This is a genomic window from Anaeromassilibacillus sp. 1001302B_160321_C8 (assembly GCF_015554745.1).
Classification (GTDB): domain Bacteria; phylum Bacillota; class Clostridia; order Oscillospirales; family Acutalibacteraceae; genus Anaeromassilibacillus; species Anaeromassilibacillus stercoravium.
Genome location: NZ_JADNJD010000016.1, coordinates 50,507 through 64,992, shown reverse-complemented (window position 1 = coordinate 64,992; position 14,486 = coordinate 50,507). Strand labels below are relative to the sequence as shown.

General features: G+C 52.8%; 18 protein-coding genes. 1 reads left to right on the top strand and 17 read right to left on the bottom strand.

Translation table 11 applies throughout. The features are described from left to right. Positions 1–125 precede the first annotated feature (125 nt). The 11 genes from I2E77_RS11055 to I2E77_RS11005 form a co-directional block, all read right to left on the bottom strand. Positions 126–1,529 (bottom strand): oxaloacetate decarboxylase subunit alpha, encoded by a 1,404-nt coding sequence (locus tag I2E77_RS11055; RefSeq protein ID WP_087229159.1) that lies wholly within the window; start codon positions 1,527–1,529, stop codon positions 126–128. Positions 1,530–1,572: 43 nt separating this feature from the next. Continuing rightward, a complete protein-coding gene (locus I2E77_RS11050) occupies positions 1,573–1,932 on the bottom strand; it encodes a biotin/lipoyl-containing protein (protein ID WP_087229161.1) in 360 nt (119 codons plus the stop codon). Between the two features lie 39 nt (positions 1,933–1,971). Next, positions 1,972–3,327, bottom strand: coding sequence for an acyl-CoA carboxylase subunit beta (locus I2E77_RS11045; RefSeq protein ID WP_191521145.1), 1,356 nt, complete (start codon positions 3,325–3,327; stop codon positions 1,972–1,974). Between the two features lie 178 nt (positions 3,328–3,505). Continuing rightward, positions 3,506–3,808 (bottom strand): hypothetical protein, encoded by a 303-nt coding sequence (locus I2E77_RS11040; RefSeq protein ID WP_172749490.1) that lies wholly within the window; start codon positions 3,806–3,808, stop codon positions 3,506–3,508. Then, positions 3,783–4,667, bottom strand: coding sequence for a pseudouridine synthase (locus I2E77_RS11035; RefSeq protein ID WP_191405160.1), 885 nt, complete (start codon positions 4,665–4,667; stop codon positions 3,783–3,785). Before I2E77_RS11035 ends, I2E77_RS11040 begins: the two co-directional genes overlap by 26 nt. Before the next feature lie 23 nt (positions 4,668–4,690). Then, on the bottom strand, positions 4,691–5,806 hold the full coding sequence (locus tag I2E77_RS11030; RefSeq protein WP_330608931.1) for a D-alanyl-D-alanine carboxypeptidase family protein: 1,116 nt from the start codon (positions 5,804–5,806) through the stop codon (positions 4,691–4,693). A gap of 96 nt (positions 5,807–5,902) precedes the next feature. After that, a complete protein-coding gene (gene ytfJ, locus I2E77_RS11025; RefSeq protein ID WP_087229173.1) occupies positions 5,903–6,328 on the bottom strand; it encodes a GerW family sporulation protein in 426 nt (141 codons plus the stop codon). Positions 6,329–6,408: 80 nt separating this feature from the next. Next, positions 6,409–7,038, bottom strand: a complete 630-nt coding sequence (locus I2E77_RS11020; protein ID WP_195451219.1) for a DUF2953 domain-containing protein — start codon at positions 7,036–7,038, stop codon at positions 6,409–6,411. 9 nt (positions 7,039–7,047) lie between these two features. Then, the gene (gene scpB / locus I2E77_RS11015) at positions 7,048–7,608 is read right to left on the bottom strand and encodes an SMC-Scp complex subunit ScpB (RefSeq protein WP_087229179.1); all 561 of its coding nucleotides are present in this window, start codon (positions 7,606–7,608) and stop codon (positions 7,048–7,050) included. Beyond that, positions 7,578–8,318, bottom strand: a complete 741-nt coding sequence (locus I2E77_RS11010) for a segregation and condensation protein A (RefSeq protein ID WP_191395742.1) — start codon at positions 8,316–8,318, stop codon at positions 7,578–7,580. The genes scpB and I2E77_RS11010 overlap by 31 nt, the downstream gene beginning before the upstream one ends. A gap of 12 nt (positions 8,319–8,330) precedes the next feature. Next, positions 8,331–9,023, bottom strand: a complete 693-nt coding sequence (locus I2E77_RS11005) for a site-2 protease family protein (protein ID WP_087229185.1) — start codon at positions 9,021–9,023, stop codon at positions 8,331–8,333. 361 nt (positions 9,024–9,384) lie between these two features. On the opposite strand from I2E77_RS11005, the gene rpmB reads away from it, so the two are divergent. After that, positions 9,385–9,573, top strand: a complete 189-nt coding sequence (rpmB, locus tag I2E77_RS11000) for a 50S ribosomal protein L28 (RefSeq protein WP_054323139.1) — start codon at positions 9,385–9,387, stop codon at positions 9,571–9,573. Between the two features lie 138 nt (positions 9,574–9,711). Here the strand turns inward: rpmB and plsY are convergent, their stop codons facing one another. The 6 genes from plsY to I2E77_RS10970 all read right to left on the bottom strand — a co-directional run bounded on the left by plsY (position 9,712) and on the right by I2E77_RS10970 (position 14,434). Further along, on the bottom strand, positions 9,712–10,419 hold the full coding sequence (gene plsY / locus I2E77_RS10995; protein WP_191362482.1) for a glycerol-3-phosphate 1-O-acyltransferase PlsY: 708 nt from the start codon (positions 10,417–10,419) through the stop codon (positions 9,712–9,714). 34 nt (positions 10,420–10,453) lie between these two features. Continuing rightward, positions 10,454–11,776: a ribosome biogenesis GTPase Der gene (der, locus tag I2E77_RS10990; RefSeq protein ID WP_191362483.1), complete on the bottom strand. Its 1,323-nt coding sequence runs from the start codon at positions 11,774–11,776 to the stop codon at positions 10,454–10,456. Then, positions 11,769–13,085 carry a DUF512 domain-containing protein gene (locus I2E77_RS10985; RefSeq protein WP_195451218.1) on the bottom strand — a complete coding sequence of 439 codons (1,317 nt, stop codon included), beginning with the start codon at positions 13,083–13,085 and terminating at the stop codon, positions 11,769–11,771. Before I2E77_RS10985 ends, der begins: the two co-directional genes overlap by 8 nt. A 70-nt stretch (positions 13,086–13,155) precedes the next feature. Next, entirely contained in the window at positions 13,156–13,338 is a 183-nt protein-coding gene (gene rpmF, locus I2E77_RS10980; RefSeq protein WP_087229200.1) for a 50S ribosomal protein L32, read from the bottom strand. Positions 13,339–13,362: 24 nt separating this feature from the next. Continuing rightward, entirely contained in the window at positions 13,363–13,863 is a 501-nt protein-coding gene (locus I2E77_RS10975) for a YceD family protein (protein WP_087229203.1), read from the bottom strand. 154 nt (positions 13,864–14,017) lie between these two features. Next, on the bottom strand, positions 14,018–14,434 hold the full coding sequence (locus tag I2E77_RS10970) for a hypothetical protein (RefSeq protein WP_191362486.1): 417 nt from the start codon (positions 14,432–14,434) through the stop codon (positions 14,018–14,020). Between the last annotated feature and the right edge of the window lie 52 nt (positions 14,435–14,486).

Genomic DNA, 14,486 nt, shown 5'->3' with positions numbered 1-14,486 from the left:
CGGCTTTTCTATCCTATGCAAGCATGTGCAGCATCAATCCCCCACTCCATTCCCTATATGATAAAAGATGTCCCAAAGCAAGCAGAACCATCTGTTGCCCTGAGACACCTTCAATCTTTATGCAATTATACAGGATGTACCTGCTTTTCCGCATTGGACAGCGCGCTGTTGATGCCATATTCCGCATCCCTACGCTTTTTGAAAAAGTCCAATGCCACCTTCGGGAACTGTGCATAGGAGAGCACGTCCTCTTCCTGCTCAGACCACTCAGCGATCTCTGAACGAAGCTTCTCCAGCTCCGGCTCCAGCAAGTCAGCCGGGCGGCAGGTGATCGGCTTCTCGTCGCCAATGATCTTCTTGCGGAACTCCGGATCGATGGTCACCGGCGTAGTGCCGTATTTCCCGGCAACAAGATCCTTAAATTCCTTTGTGCACATCTTATAGCGTTCGCCAGTGATGACGTTATACACTGCCTGTGTACCGACAATCTGAGAGGTCGGCGTAACCAGCGGCGGATAACCGGCATCCTTGCGCACACGCGGCACCTCTTTGAGCACGTCCTCGAGCTTATCCGCCTTGCCCGCCTGCTTCAACTGAGACAGCAGGTTGGACAGCATGCCGCCCGGGACCTGATACACCAACGCCTTGGTGTTGGTCGCCAGCATGGACGGGTCCAGCAGGCCGCTTTCAATATACTTCGCGCGCAGCGGCATGAAATACTCGCGAATTTCATTCAACAATTTGAGGTCAAGGCCGGTATCGTATTTGGTGCCCTGGAGGGCCGCCACCATGGACTCGGTCGGCGCATGCGAAGTGCCCAGCGCCAGCGGCGACATCGCCGTGTCGATCATATCCACACCGGCCTCAATGCCCTTCAGCATGCACATGCAAGCCAAGCCGGATGTATAATGCGTATGCAATTGGATCGGAATCTTGACCGCACCCTTCAACGCCTTGACCAAGTCATAGGTCTCATAGGGAGTGAGCAAAGCGGCCATATCCTTGATGCAGATGGAATCCGCACCCGCATTTTCAATGCGCTTCGCGTATTTCACATAATAGTCCGTGGTAAAGACCGGACCGGTGGTATAGGAAATGGCAACCTGCGCATGGCCGCCTTCCTTTTTCGCCGCGCGGATGGCGGTCTGTAAATTCTTAATATCGTTCAGCGCGTCAAAAATACGGATGATGTCGATGCCGTTTGCAATGGAACGCTGCACCAGATATTCTACAACATCGTCCGCATAGTGGCGGTATCCCAGCATATTCTGGCCGCGGAACAGCATTTGCAACTTGGTATGCGGGCAATGCTTGCGGATGGTGCGCAAACGCTCCCATGGATCTTCATTCAAAAAGCGCAAGCAGGCGTCATAAGTCGCGCCGCCCCAGCATTCCAACGAATGATAGCCGACCTGATCCAGCTTTTCCAAAATCGGCAACATATCGCCGATCGGCATTCTGGTGGCAATCAGGGACTGGTGCGCGTCACGAAGTACCACTTCGGTAATTCCAATTTTTTTATTAGCCATAGTTTTGATATGTCCCTCCTAAATGTTATTCAATGAAAAGCTCTTACTGGAGGGAAACAAGCGCCGTTCCGGACTCAACGCTGTCGCCCTTGTTGACATGGACAGCCGCAACGGTCGCGTCATGGGGTGCCATAATCTCATTTTCCATCTTCATCGCTTCCAAAATCACCAGGATGTCGCCCTTCTTGACCGCCTGGCCAACCTTTACATCAATGGACATAATCGTGCCCGGCATGGGAGAAGAAATGACCTCTGCGCCGGCAGCCGGCGCAGGCGCTTTCGGAGCGGGAGCCGCCTTGGGTGCCGGAGCGGCAGCCGGGACCGCAGGAGCAGCACCGCCGCTGACCTCTTCCACCTGCACATCATAAGGCGTGCCGTTTACCGTAATTCTGAGCGTTTTCATATTGTGATCCTCCTGACAGTAATGACAAAATTTTAATGCTTAGATCTGAATATTCGAATGCTTCTTCGGCAATCTGGAAACGCGCTTTCCTTCCAACATTTCAAGGTTGGCAATCACTTTCACGCGCGTTTCGGCCGGGTCGATGATATCTTCAATAAAGCCTTCGGCAGCCGCTGCAAACGGCGTTGCCTCGGTTGCTTTGTATTCCTCAATTAGCTTGTTGCGGGCCTCTTTGGTATTCCCGGATTTCTTCAGCCGGTCGCTCCACAGGAACATCGCCGCTGTCTGCGGCGCCAACGGGCAAACAACCGCATTAGCCCAGGCCATCGTGTAGTCGGCATTCGCACCGCGTCCAGCAATTGCAACATACACCGGGCCATATGCTTCGCCCGTGATCACGGTAATCTTTGCCGTGGTCGCCTCCGAATAGGCGTTGCTTAACTTCGACGCTTCCCGCACCGAAGTGAACTCTTTCGCATCCACCAGCGTGACCACCGGGATGGAAAACGCATCGCAGAAACGAACAAACCGCGCCGCTTTGGAGCAGGAATCTACGTCCAGCACCCCGTTCAATGCAGTAACGCCCACTGTAGAGCCACCAATCTGCGTCAGACCTGTGACCGCAGATGTGCCAAACGCACCGTTTAACTCCATAAAGCTTCCTTTGTCGGAAATCGCCTCTACGATCTTCTTTGTATCCGCTCCGGCTGTGATAGCCGTATCCGAAGGATCGGAAGATTCAAACACCGGCGCGCCGGCCAAATTATTGGAAGGCAAAACGGCAAGTAACTTGCGTACCTGCATCCTTGCCTCCTGATCGTCTTTCGCCACCACATGGCAGATGCCCAGCTTTGCGGCATCTTCCGCCGTACCGTCTTTGCCCGTGGTATCAATCGTCAGCTGCGCCGTTTTCGTCATGACAACAATATCGGCACTCGCCGCGATCATTGCAGAAGTGCCCAGGCAGGGGCCAAGCACAAGGGAAATCTGCGGAACAACACCGGAAAGGTTGTTGTTTCCCAATAAGATCTCCCCATAGGCGGCCAGCATATCCGCTCCTTGGTTTAAGCGGCCTCCGATGGAATCGTAGATCCCCACCACCGGCGAGCCGGTCTTGACCGCCAAATCATAAATCTTTTTGATCTTCGCTGCCTGCGCCTTCGACATTGCGCCGCCATCCACATCGCTGTTCTGGACAAAGGCGTACGCCGGGCAACCATCCACTTCGCCGTAGCCGGCAACCACTTCTGCAGAGCCGTCGCCCGACTTTGCAAAGCCGTCAACCTCATTAAAGGTTCCTTCGTCAAACAAAGCGGTGATACATTGGAACCCCTTTGTTTTTGCCGCAGCCTCGCGAAACGCTTGTAGCCGTTCTGCACTGCTTCCTGTGCTCATGATGATAACTCCTCCATTCTATCGATTGGTGCCACCCTGCTTGTCCACCAGAACAACGGAGCAGAGCAGATAAAAATTCCATAAAAACATTCCGCAATAAAATAAATAGATTATTACAATTGTTTTTATTATAATATATTCCAAAAGTCTTGACAAGAGTTTCTTGGGCAATTCGTCCTCAATCTTTACAGATTTTTACAATTTTTGACAAATCACAAACAAACTTTCTCCCTTCTGCGAGGAATCCGGATGCTTTTAACAGCGTTCCTAAGCCTGGAACTTCGGTTTCGATGCGGTAGGCTCCCTTGTTTGCGCCATAGGACGCGGCCGCACGCATCAAACTGTCCGAACAGATCCGGGCGTTTAAGTCCGGCTGCTCCAGATTGGAACCGAACACCTCCATCTTCCGCATCCGCAGAACAGAGTCCTTTACATCCACAGCCACATAGCCGAGTTCATCGGCCGGATCGCCCATCATCAAAACGGCGGCGTGGTCTCCTTTGTCCGGCAGGTCTGCCAGCAGCTCTTGGACCCGCTTGGGATCTTGCAGCGGAAGTATGGTAATCATGTTTTGTTTCCCCTTTCCGATTCATTTGGTTTTGTTGCGCCCGTTTGTCCGCTTTCGCGCCCGCCATCAGGCGCTTGACTTCATCGGCTGTGAGCTCCCGCCATTTTCCCGGCTGAAGCATCCCAAGGCGCACGGGGCCAATGGCAATCCGTTTGAGACGTGCGACTTCAAGTCCCAATGCCTCGCACATTTTCCGGATTTCGCGGTTGCGCCCTTCATAGAGCACCATTTCCAGCACCACGCGCCCAGGTTCCTGGGAAAGCACCCGCACATCGGCTGGGGCCGTCTTTCTGCCCTCAATTTCAATGCCCACCGCCATCTGCGTGAGTTGGTCTTCTGTAATCGAAGGCCGCACGGTTACGCGATACGTCTTCGGCACATGCTTGGAAGGATGCATCATCGCGTTGGCAAACGCGCCGTCATTTGTCATCAGCAGAAGGCCCTCGGAGTCTCGATCGAGCCGCCCCACGGGGTAAACCCGCTCTGGAATTTCCTGGACAAGCTCTGCCACACATTTGCGGTCCATCTCGTCGCTCATCGTCGTAATAAAGCCGCGCGGTTTGTGCAGCATAATATAGACCTCCTGCACATGGGATTCCACCGGCTTCCCCTTCACCGTGACCTTGTCCTTTTTGGGGTCCACCTTATCCCCAATCTTGGCGACAGTCCCATTGACGCGCACTTCGCCGGCCGCGATCATCTCCTCCGCCTTGCGCCGGGAGGCAATGCCGCAGTCGGCGAGCATTTTTTGTAATCGTACCTCTTTAGTCATCCATTCAACATCCTTTACCAATTTCATTCGATCTGAAAAAAGGTCCGCACGGCCTCCACCAGCCGTTCCCATAAGCTCTTTTCCCTGGGAGCCTGTTCCGCGCATCCCTGTGCGGTCAAAACAGTTTCCGCGATCTCCTCCCCGTCCAGGATATAGCGCACCCGGCCCACCGCCTGTTGTTCCATCACAGGCGCATATACAAAACGCGGCAATTCCACAATGCGCCTGACCCGTTCGGCGGCGCCCCGTGGGATCACAGCCACCTCGCCTGCGCTCCCCCGCACCTGAACCGAACGGGCCAACCCGCCAGTGACCGGAAGGGTTGCCGTATACCCGCTGTCGTCCACTGGGTAGCACTCCAATTTGGAAAACCCATCATTCAAAAGCGCCATATGGTCGTTCCAATCATCCGGGGCGTTCAGCGTCACCGCAATCAAACGGATACCGTCGCGCTCCGCCGCTGAAACGAGGCAGCGCCCCGACTTTTTTGTAAAGCCGGTTTTCACACCAGTACATCCCTCATACAAGTTCAAAAGCTTATTGTGATTGGTATACCTGCGGGTTTGATCCGGGGTTATGAAAGAAATATTCATCGCTTTCTGGCCCACAATGGCGGCAAAATCCGGATTTTTCATAGCCGCCGCAGCCAAAGTCGCCATGTCGCGCGCCGTAGAATAATGCGCGTCGTCGTCCAGGCCAGAAGGGGTGACAAAATGCGTATGTTCCATGCCCAGCTCCTGGGCACGCTGGTTCATTTTCTCTGCAAAAGCTTCCGTTGATCCAGAAATCGCGATGGCCGCAGAATTGGCTGCATCATTGCCAGAGACAATGAGCATCCCCGCCGCCAAACTTTTCAGAGTCAGCTGATCGCCAGGCTGCAATCCCATGGACGAACCTTCCACACGCACCATTTCATCGGTAATGGTAACCACTGGATCGTCCGCCGCCGCGGTTTCCAAGGCGATCAAAGCGGTCATGATCTTGGTTGTACTGGCCATGGACCGTTGTTCGTCCGCGTTTTTCTCGTAGAGCACCTTTCCGCTGTCCGCATGGATCACAATCGCCGCCTGCGCGGAGACTTGAGGCCCCCCTTCCGCAAATGCGGCCGGAGCGGCACTGACGGATAGAAAAAAGCTCACAACGCCTGCCAGAATTGCACATAATGATTTTTTACACAAAGCAACCACCTGCCCATAAAGGTATATGCAGGCGGCTGCGCAATTTAGTATTCGATTTTATTCGGCTGGGGATTCCGCCGCTTTCTCCGCTTTTTTCGCCTTTTTTTCTTCGCTTTTCTTGCTCACAATCCCGCTGATCTTATCCACAACGTCCGGCACCATGCCGACAATCCGGTCAGCCGAGCTATTATACGGGTCGATCTGCAAAAGCTTGACATTGCCGTTGGAGATCGTAAGAAACGCAATCGGATTGATGGAGATCCCTGCGCCCGTGCCGCCGCCGAAAAATTCTTTTTCGCTCTGCACCTTGGAGGGGAAATCCGAGCCGCCGGAGGCAAAGCCATAGGAAATTTTCGAAATGGGTATGATGATGGTTCCGTCCGGGGCCGTAATCGGGTCCCCCACAATGGAATTGACGTCCACCATCTGCTTGATTTTTTCCAAAGTGGTATTCATCATGCCTTCAATTGGATGGTCGCTCATTTTGATACACCGCCTTTTTCAATTTGGTTTGCTTCTTTTATCCACATACCGTAAAAGGTTGATCCGGGCAAAATTTTGTTTTAGGATGTGCTCTGAACCGCTTGTCCGCCTTCTTTTTGCAGCTGCACCAGGTGCATAAGCGCCCCGAGCACACCGCTGATCAAAAACAAAAGCCGGATATGCGCCTGAAAGTCCAAAACAGCGCTGCTTTCCTTTTGATCAAAGTCCGGCGTAATCTGCACATGGTACCGTTTACAAATACAATTGTGCAAAAAAGCGCTCAACGCCGTACAGACAATCCCGCATACATACCCGTAGTTCACGGCCGCCTGCGCCGCATCCTCATCCGCCACCAGGATCTCAAGGTGCAGACGCGTCACCACCAGATGCGAAAATAGCCTGCGCGCCGTCCTCGTGGCCACTTCGCCAACTTGGCGCAAAAGCTTCAATAAGCCGGAAATGCCCTTCTCTTCCAGTATCTCCTGAAATTTTGATTTCTTGTGCTCCTCCGGTTCCTTTTTCTCGGATTCAGGGAACTCTTTCGCCTCTTTCTTGGGCTTTTCCTTGGGAGGCGCCACTTGATAGGTGAAAAACAGATACCGGATTTTGATCGTGAATTCTTTTTGGAAGCCTACAACGATCGTAACCGGGCAGAGCAAGAGCAGAAACAATGCGAGCAGAATTCCCGCTACAATCCAAACAGCTATCATAAGCGCCCCCTAGCTCTGTTCCACTTCCTCACCGGCTTCTTCTTCCTCCGTTTCCTCCTGTTTATGCGGCAAAGGAGGAAGTTCGCTTAGAGAAGAGATATTGAGGCAGCGCAAAAAATCGGAGGTTGTCCCATATAAGAGCGGTCTGCCCGGCAACTCCAATCTTCCCCGTTCCTCAATCAACCCTTTTGCGGTCAAGCTTCCCAACACGCCGGAACAGTCCACGCCGCGAATCTGTTCCACAAACGCCTTAGTCACCGGTTGGTTGTAGGCGACAATCGCCAAAACCTCCATGGCGGCCTGGGAAAGCGGCGTGTTCCTGCGCAGGTCGAGCGCCTGGCGCACCTCCTCCGCATACGCGGGGTTGCTGCACATCTGGTAAGAGTCCTCCAATTTGACGATCCGGACGCCACCGTCCTCCGTATTAAAATCGTCCATCACACTCTGCATCAATTTGGCGGCGGTTGTCCGGTCCAGGGAAAGCACCTGCGCCACGCGATCCGTCGACACCGCATCCCCGCTGGCAAAGAGGATGGCTTCTATTGCTCCTCGGATCTTTTTGATTTCCAATGTCGTTCACCGCCGTCCATCAATTTTACGGTCGCCGTCCCGCCTTCGCCTTCAATGCGCACGCGCTTGCCTTTCACCAGCTCCAGTACGGCGAGGAAGGTCGCCACCAGATCGGACTTATCCCGTTTTTCTATGAAAAGGCTTTCATACTCCACCGCTTTCACTTTCCATAACCGGCGCAGCACATAGACAATCTGGGAAGCGACCGACACAATCCTGTGCGTGACGATCCCAGAAAACGATTGCGGGGAGGGCGGTGCAGCGCGCTTTCCACGCCCCGCCGCAGTTAAATACGCTTTTAAGAGTTCCCGCGGATCGTGGTGCCGCTTGTAACGCTTATCCGGCTCGATTTCGGCCGGTTCCCGCACATAGATATTGTAAGAAAACCGTTCCGCAAGCTGCGCCGCAACCTTTTTACACTCCTGGTATTCCAGCAACTGCCCGGTGAGTTCTTGACGAAGCGCCTCCATCTCATCGTGCTTTGGAAGGAGGGAGACCGTTTTCATATATACAAGCCGCGCCGCCATCTCCAGGAATTCACTGGAGACATCCATGTCAGCCTCTTGCATGGCATTGATCTGCTCCATATATTGATCCAGAAGCTCGGAAATCTGTATATCACAGATGTCCAACTTATTCTTGGTGATCAGATAGAGCAAGAGGTCCAAGGGCCCTTCAAATGTTTCCAACTTATAGGATAGCTTTTCCATAGGGCCCTCGTATTATAACAGGCCAAACAGCTGGTATGGGAGCTGGGCCAGCCACATCACACCGTTGTAGCAGATGTTCTGCAAAAAGCTGATCGGGCCGTCCAACAGGCCCGTAAAAAGCACCAGCATCAGAACCATCATGATGATATTCTGGTACCGGTAATAACTGTACAGCGCCCGGTTCGAAAGGAATGCGCCCACGATCCGGGAACCGTCCAGAGGCGGGATGGGCAGCAGGTTGAACACCGCCAGGCCCACATTGATGATGATATAATATTGGAAGAACACCAGCACAAAGGTTGGCACGCTGAAATTCGTCGCCAAAAGGACGCCGATATAAATCAAAGCGCCGATCAGAGAGGCCAGCAGGTTGGATACGGGTCCCGCCAGCGCTGTGATGGCCATCCCCCTCTTGGGATTCTTAAAATTGTTGGGATTGACCGGCACCGGTTTTGCCCAACCAAAACCAAACAGCAAGAGGAACAGCGCTCCCAACGGGTCCACACTTGCTATGGGATTGAAGGTCAAGCGGCCCTGGTATTTGGCCGTATTGTCTCCAAGCTTATACGCCACCCACCCATGGGCAAACTCGTGCAAAGGCAAAATACAGAAAATGACGAACAACACCGCCACGATCTGCATCAGGATACTCATAAAATCGACCGAGCCACCGCTGAACAACGAGCGAATGACACTAAACAGCATAAAAACACGCTCCTTCTAAATATAATACATCCACCCGGCGGAAAAACCAACCGATTAGGCCGTTGATGGACACTATGCTTTCCCAAGGAACCGCACAGCCCCTGTTTGCTTCCATAGCAGCAAACGCTTTTTCCATCGCATAAAATGAGCGGCCGCACCTCTTATAGGTCATCACGTTTTGTCGTTTTATTATAATACGTTTGGCTTCAAAATACAAGATATGGGAGGCCAGCGCGCGATTTTGTGGAAATGTTTGCCGCTTTGCAAAATATTCTTGCGAAAAAGCTTGCAATTGCCAGAGGAATCTGCTAGAATACTACTGTTGTAATTTTGATAAGCCCGTTAAAGGAGGTGCAGACTCATGGCAAAATGTGATGTTTGTGGCAAGGATATTGCTTTCGGTATCAAGGTTTCTCATTCTCACAGACGTGCGAACAGAACTTGGAAGCCCAACATTCGTCGCGTGAAGGCGATTGTAAATGGCAGCCCCAAGCGTATTTACGCCTGCACCCGTTGCTTGCGTTCCGGCAAGGTTACCCGTGCCGTCTAAACTGAACAAAGAAGCTGAAAGGAGTCCCAAAGGGCTCCTTTTTCGTTATAATTTTATAAGAGAAGCGATAAAAGGCTGTTGAACACATCGAGAGGGATGCGTTCAACAGCCTTTTTCGATTTCTTCCGTTATAGTCGCTCAATGCTTTTTCACGCTGAGTTTCTTTTCCGTGCCCGCACGCAAGCGCGCGATATTCGCATGATGTTTTCCGACCAGCAGCCCTCCCAGGAAAAGCGCCACAATCATGGTCAGGACGCAATACGTCGGGCTTCCAATCTGGAACATGCGGTAATCGACCAGATAGTTAAACACAAACGTGCAAATTGGGAATGCAATCCCAGCACTGATCGATCCTGCCGATACAATGCGCGTCAGCAGGACAACCACAATAAACACCACAATCACAACAACAAAACTGCGCCAGTCGATCAGCAGAATGATGGACCAACTGGTCAAGACCCCTTTTCCGCCCCGGAAACCAAAGAACACCGGAAAGTCATGCCCCAATACACAGAAGATACCAGCCAAATACGCGCCGTACTGGACAAACTCCCACGAAGAGACACCCGCCAACGGATAGGCGGCCGCAAAATATTGGAACAGCAACCTCCCGATGAAGACCGCCAGCACCCCTTTGATAAAGTCAAACGCAAAGGTACAGGCCGCCGCCCGTTTCCCCACGGAGCGGAGGACATTCGTTGTTCCAGCATTGCCGCTTCCCATTTCGCGGATATCCTCGTGGCTGAACAACTTCGTAAAAATAATGGAAGAGTTGATGCTTCCCAGCAAATAGGAAATGACCATCGTCAGGACGGCCGGCAAGACAGCGCTCATGAAAATACCCATGGATCGTTCCCCCTACCTAAATCGTTTCAGCGGATCACTTATCCCCGCGCTCCCGGATAATAAAACGCACCGGAGTCCCCTCCAAGCCAAATGTCTCACGGATACGGTTCTCCAAGTACCGCTGATAAGAGAAATGAAATAGTTCCGCCGAATTTACAAAACAGACAAACGTTGGCGGCTTTGTGGAAGCCTGCGTCATGTAATAAATTTTTAGCCGCTTGCCCTTGTCCGTAGGAGGCTGCACGCGCGCGGTGGCCTGCGCCAGCACATCATTGAGCATGCCGGTTGCAATGCGCATAGCATTCGAATTCGCCACATGCTTAATCAATTCAAACAGGCGGTCGATGCGTTGCCCGGTTTTTGCCGACAAAAACAAAAACGGCGCATAGGACATGAAGGAGAAATCTTCCTCTAGCTTTTTGCGGTAGGCCGTCATCGTGCTCCCGTCTTTTTCAACCGCATCCCACTTGTTGACGGCAATCACACATCCCTTCCCCGCTTCGTGCGCCAGACCAGCCACCTTGGAGTCCTGGTCCGTAAAGCCCACGGTTGCATCGATCATAATTACACACACATCCGCACGCTCAATCGCCATCTGCGCCCGGATGACGCTGTACTTTTCAATGGAATCATCCACCTTGTTGCGGCGGCGCAACCCGGCGGTATCAATCAAAATAAAGCGGCCGTAGGCGTTTTCCACCTCTGTGTCGATCGCATCGCGCGTTGTTCCCGCAATGTCGGAGACAATGCAGCGGTTTTCCCCGGAAATCCGGTTGACCAGAGAACTTTTGCCCACATTCGGCTTGCCGATAATCGCCACGCGGATCAGCTCCCCGTCCTCTTCCCCTTCCGGCTCTGCGGGGAGATACTCCACCACACGGTCCAGCAGATCACCGGTCCCGTGGCCGTGAACGGAGGAAACCTGGACAGGGTCCCCCAAACCAAGGTTATAAAACTCATAGAAATCCGCCGGCGGCTCGCCCACCGAGTCGCACTTGTTGACACAGAGAATGACCGGGCGGCCGCTCTTGAGCAGCATCGCCGCAATGTCGGCGTCCGTCGCCACCAGGCCGGAGCGGATGTCCGTCACCAATACAATCACATCGGCCGCATCGATAGCCAACTGCGCCTGCGCACGCATCTGCGAAAGGATCACATCGCTGGCGCTCGGCTCAATACCGCCGGTATCCACCAAAGAAAATTTGCGCCCTTCCCACTCGCAGTCTCCATAGATCCGGTCGCGCGTGACGCCCGGCGTATCGTCTACGATTGACAGGCGCTGTCCGATCAGCTTATTAAACAACGTTGATTTGCCGACATTTGGCCTGCCGACAATCGCCACAACTGGCTTAGCCATGTTCTTCCCTCCCTACCACTGCGTCCAACAGCGCATAGCCGTCGTTTGGCACAGTGATGATTTGTATCTGCAATGCCTCCGACAATTCTTCCAGGGAGACGTCGTCGAGGAAAATATCCCCTTCCCTGCGGAGCATCACATCGGGCAACAAAAGCGCGTCACCCAGTTCCCGGCCTCGGAGCTGCTTGAGGAGGTCTCCGCCTGTCACAAGGCCCGCCACTGTGATCGTGTCCCCAAAAAAGTCATTGACAATGGGGACCACATTGCATGTTAAATTATGACATCTTTGCCGCAGTTCGTCAAGCAGCGTATCCAGGAACGGGTGCGCCGCCACACCGGTGGCCAGCGTGACCTTGCGGGAACTTGCCGGCGGGACGAAATCCTCCAACGCATCCAGAAATTCCTGCTTCAAGCTCGCCATCAGCCCCACGCCGTTTTCCAGCTGGTCAAAATCGCCGTAAAAGGGCGCGGGAGGAATCGGCAGCTGTGCCTTTAAGTAAAACTCGTCCGCTGCATAGCAGATGCGCTGACCATATTTCTGTTCACAGCGGTCCCCCCAGCGCTCCAACTGACGCACCACCGCCCGTGCGGTCTCCGAATCGTATCCGGTCAGCGGATACAGCCCCTGCCGGTACTTGGTCAGCCCAAGCGGGACGACGGCCACGCTCTGCACGGAGGGCCACAAACTGGTCAGATCCTTCAACGTGCGGTCCAGCTCCTCCCCGTCGTTGATGTCCCGGCACAGCACAATCTGGCAGTTCAGCTTAATGCCAGCCTTCGCAAAACGGTAGAGGATATCCAACGATTTCCCCGCAAAGCGGTTCCCCATCATCTTGACCCGCAGTTCGGGATTGGTCGTATGCACGGAGATATTGATCGGGCTGATATGCATCTTGATGATGCGGTCCACCTCGCGCTCTTTCAGGTTCGTCAGGGTCACATAGTTTCCAAACAAAAACGAAAGGCGTGAATCGTCATCCTTAAAATAGAGGCTTTTCCGCAACCCCTTGGGAAGCTGGTCAATAAAACAAAAGATGCATCGATTGGTGCAGGAGTGCTGCTGATCCATCAGATACGTTTCAAATTCCAATCCGATGGATTCATATTGCCCTTTCCGAATCTGCACCGTGCGTTCTGCGCCCGCGTCGTCGCGCAGAACAATCGAGAGATGCCGGTCCGTCTCGTAAAAGCGATAATCCAAAATATCGCAGATTTCATTACCGTTGATGGAGAGCAGGGTTTCCCCAGGTCGGACCCCGGCATGGCTGGCAGGTCCCCCCGGCTCCACCGCTAGAATTTTTACAGGCATGTTCGTCCTCCTGTTCAGAGCAAAAAAATAGAGAAGGATCGCTCCTTCTCTACTCTTCAGAAATCAAAAATCAGGCTTCCTTCTTGATGACTTCTCTGCCGTTGTAATAACCGCAGTTGTCGCACACTCTGTGAGGCGCCTTGTACTCCCCGCACTTCGGGCATTTCATCAGTGCAGGAGCGTCGAGCTTCCACACATTGGAACGTCTCTTATTCTGTCTTGCGCTGGATACTTTCCGCTTTGGTACCGCCATGGTCAGCACCTCCTTATACAAAGCTTAGCTATCTATCAGTTGTTTAAGGACCTCCAAACGGGGGTCAATCTGATGTGTTTGACAATTGCATGCGCCTTCGTTCAGATTCTTCCCACACGTCGGACACAGGCCCTTGCAGTCTTCCTTACAGAGGAACTTTGTCGGAAGCTCCAACAAAATGTCTGTGCGGATCAACTCGTCCAAATCCAACTTGTAATCGTCTACCTGAATGTATTCGCCACTGTCCTCTTCTTTTTCCAAGGACAACACCAGCACATGCGAAAAAGGATAGACATACCGCCGCTCCACCTGTGTTGCACACCGGTCGCACGGGATTGAAAACCGAAACGCTGCCTGTGCATGCAACTGCACCAAACCAGCATGGTTCTCCACACTGCCCGCGATCTCTACCGGCGAGACAAATGGATATACACCGTTTACATCGACAGACGACAGATCCATCGAACTGCGAAACGAACGGCTGGCGCCCTCCTGTAAAAAGACATCTTCCAGTTCCAGAAGCATTTTTCACACCTCGGCGCTACATTAGCTTATTATATAGGTTCCTGCTCGCTTTGTCAATACAATTTATCGGTAAAAATTTCAAAGATACACAAAATATACGCAAAGATGCCGCCGGCACCGCAAGAGCGCCGGCGGTATCGCCTGCATAGAATACTTAAATCTGCGATGCGAGGCTTTCGATCCCCTCTGGGAGCTCGCTCTTATCCGCCGAAACCAGCAGGACAATGTTGACATTCGCCTCTTTGGAGAGCTTGTTCATCCGCTCGATCAGCTCTTCCAATGCTTTCATATCCTGGCCGATGATCTTCAGCGTGGAATCCACGAAGATATCTGTCACATCATAATTGCCAGCGCAGATACCACTGATAAAGCCAGCCAACGCATCCAAGCCGCTGATGCTGTAGCTATCGCTGTCCACGAGCCGCGCCTGATGGGAGATGTCGTATGTCAGCTTCAAGCCCTTTTCAATGACAACTACATTTCCGTCAGAAGTCTTTACCGCCTCGTTTGCGCGCTCAATCAATTTTTTCGTTTTGCCGGAACCTTTTTTACCTACGATCAGAGTAACCATTGAAACTCCCCCTGTATGATAGTATTTCCGCATTGCGGATAAAATCGCCAGA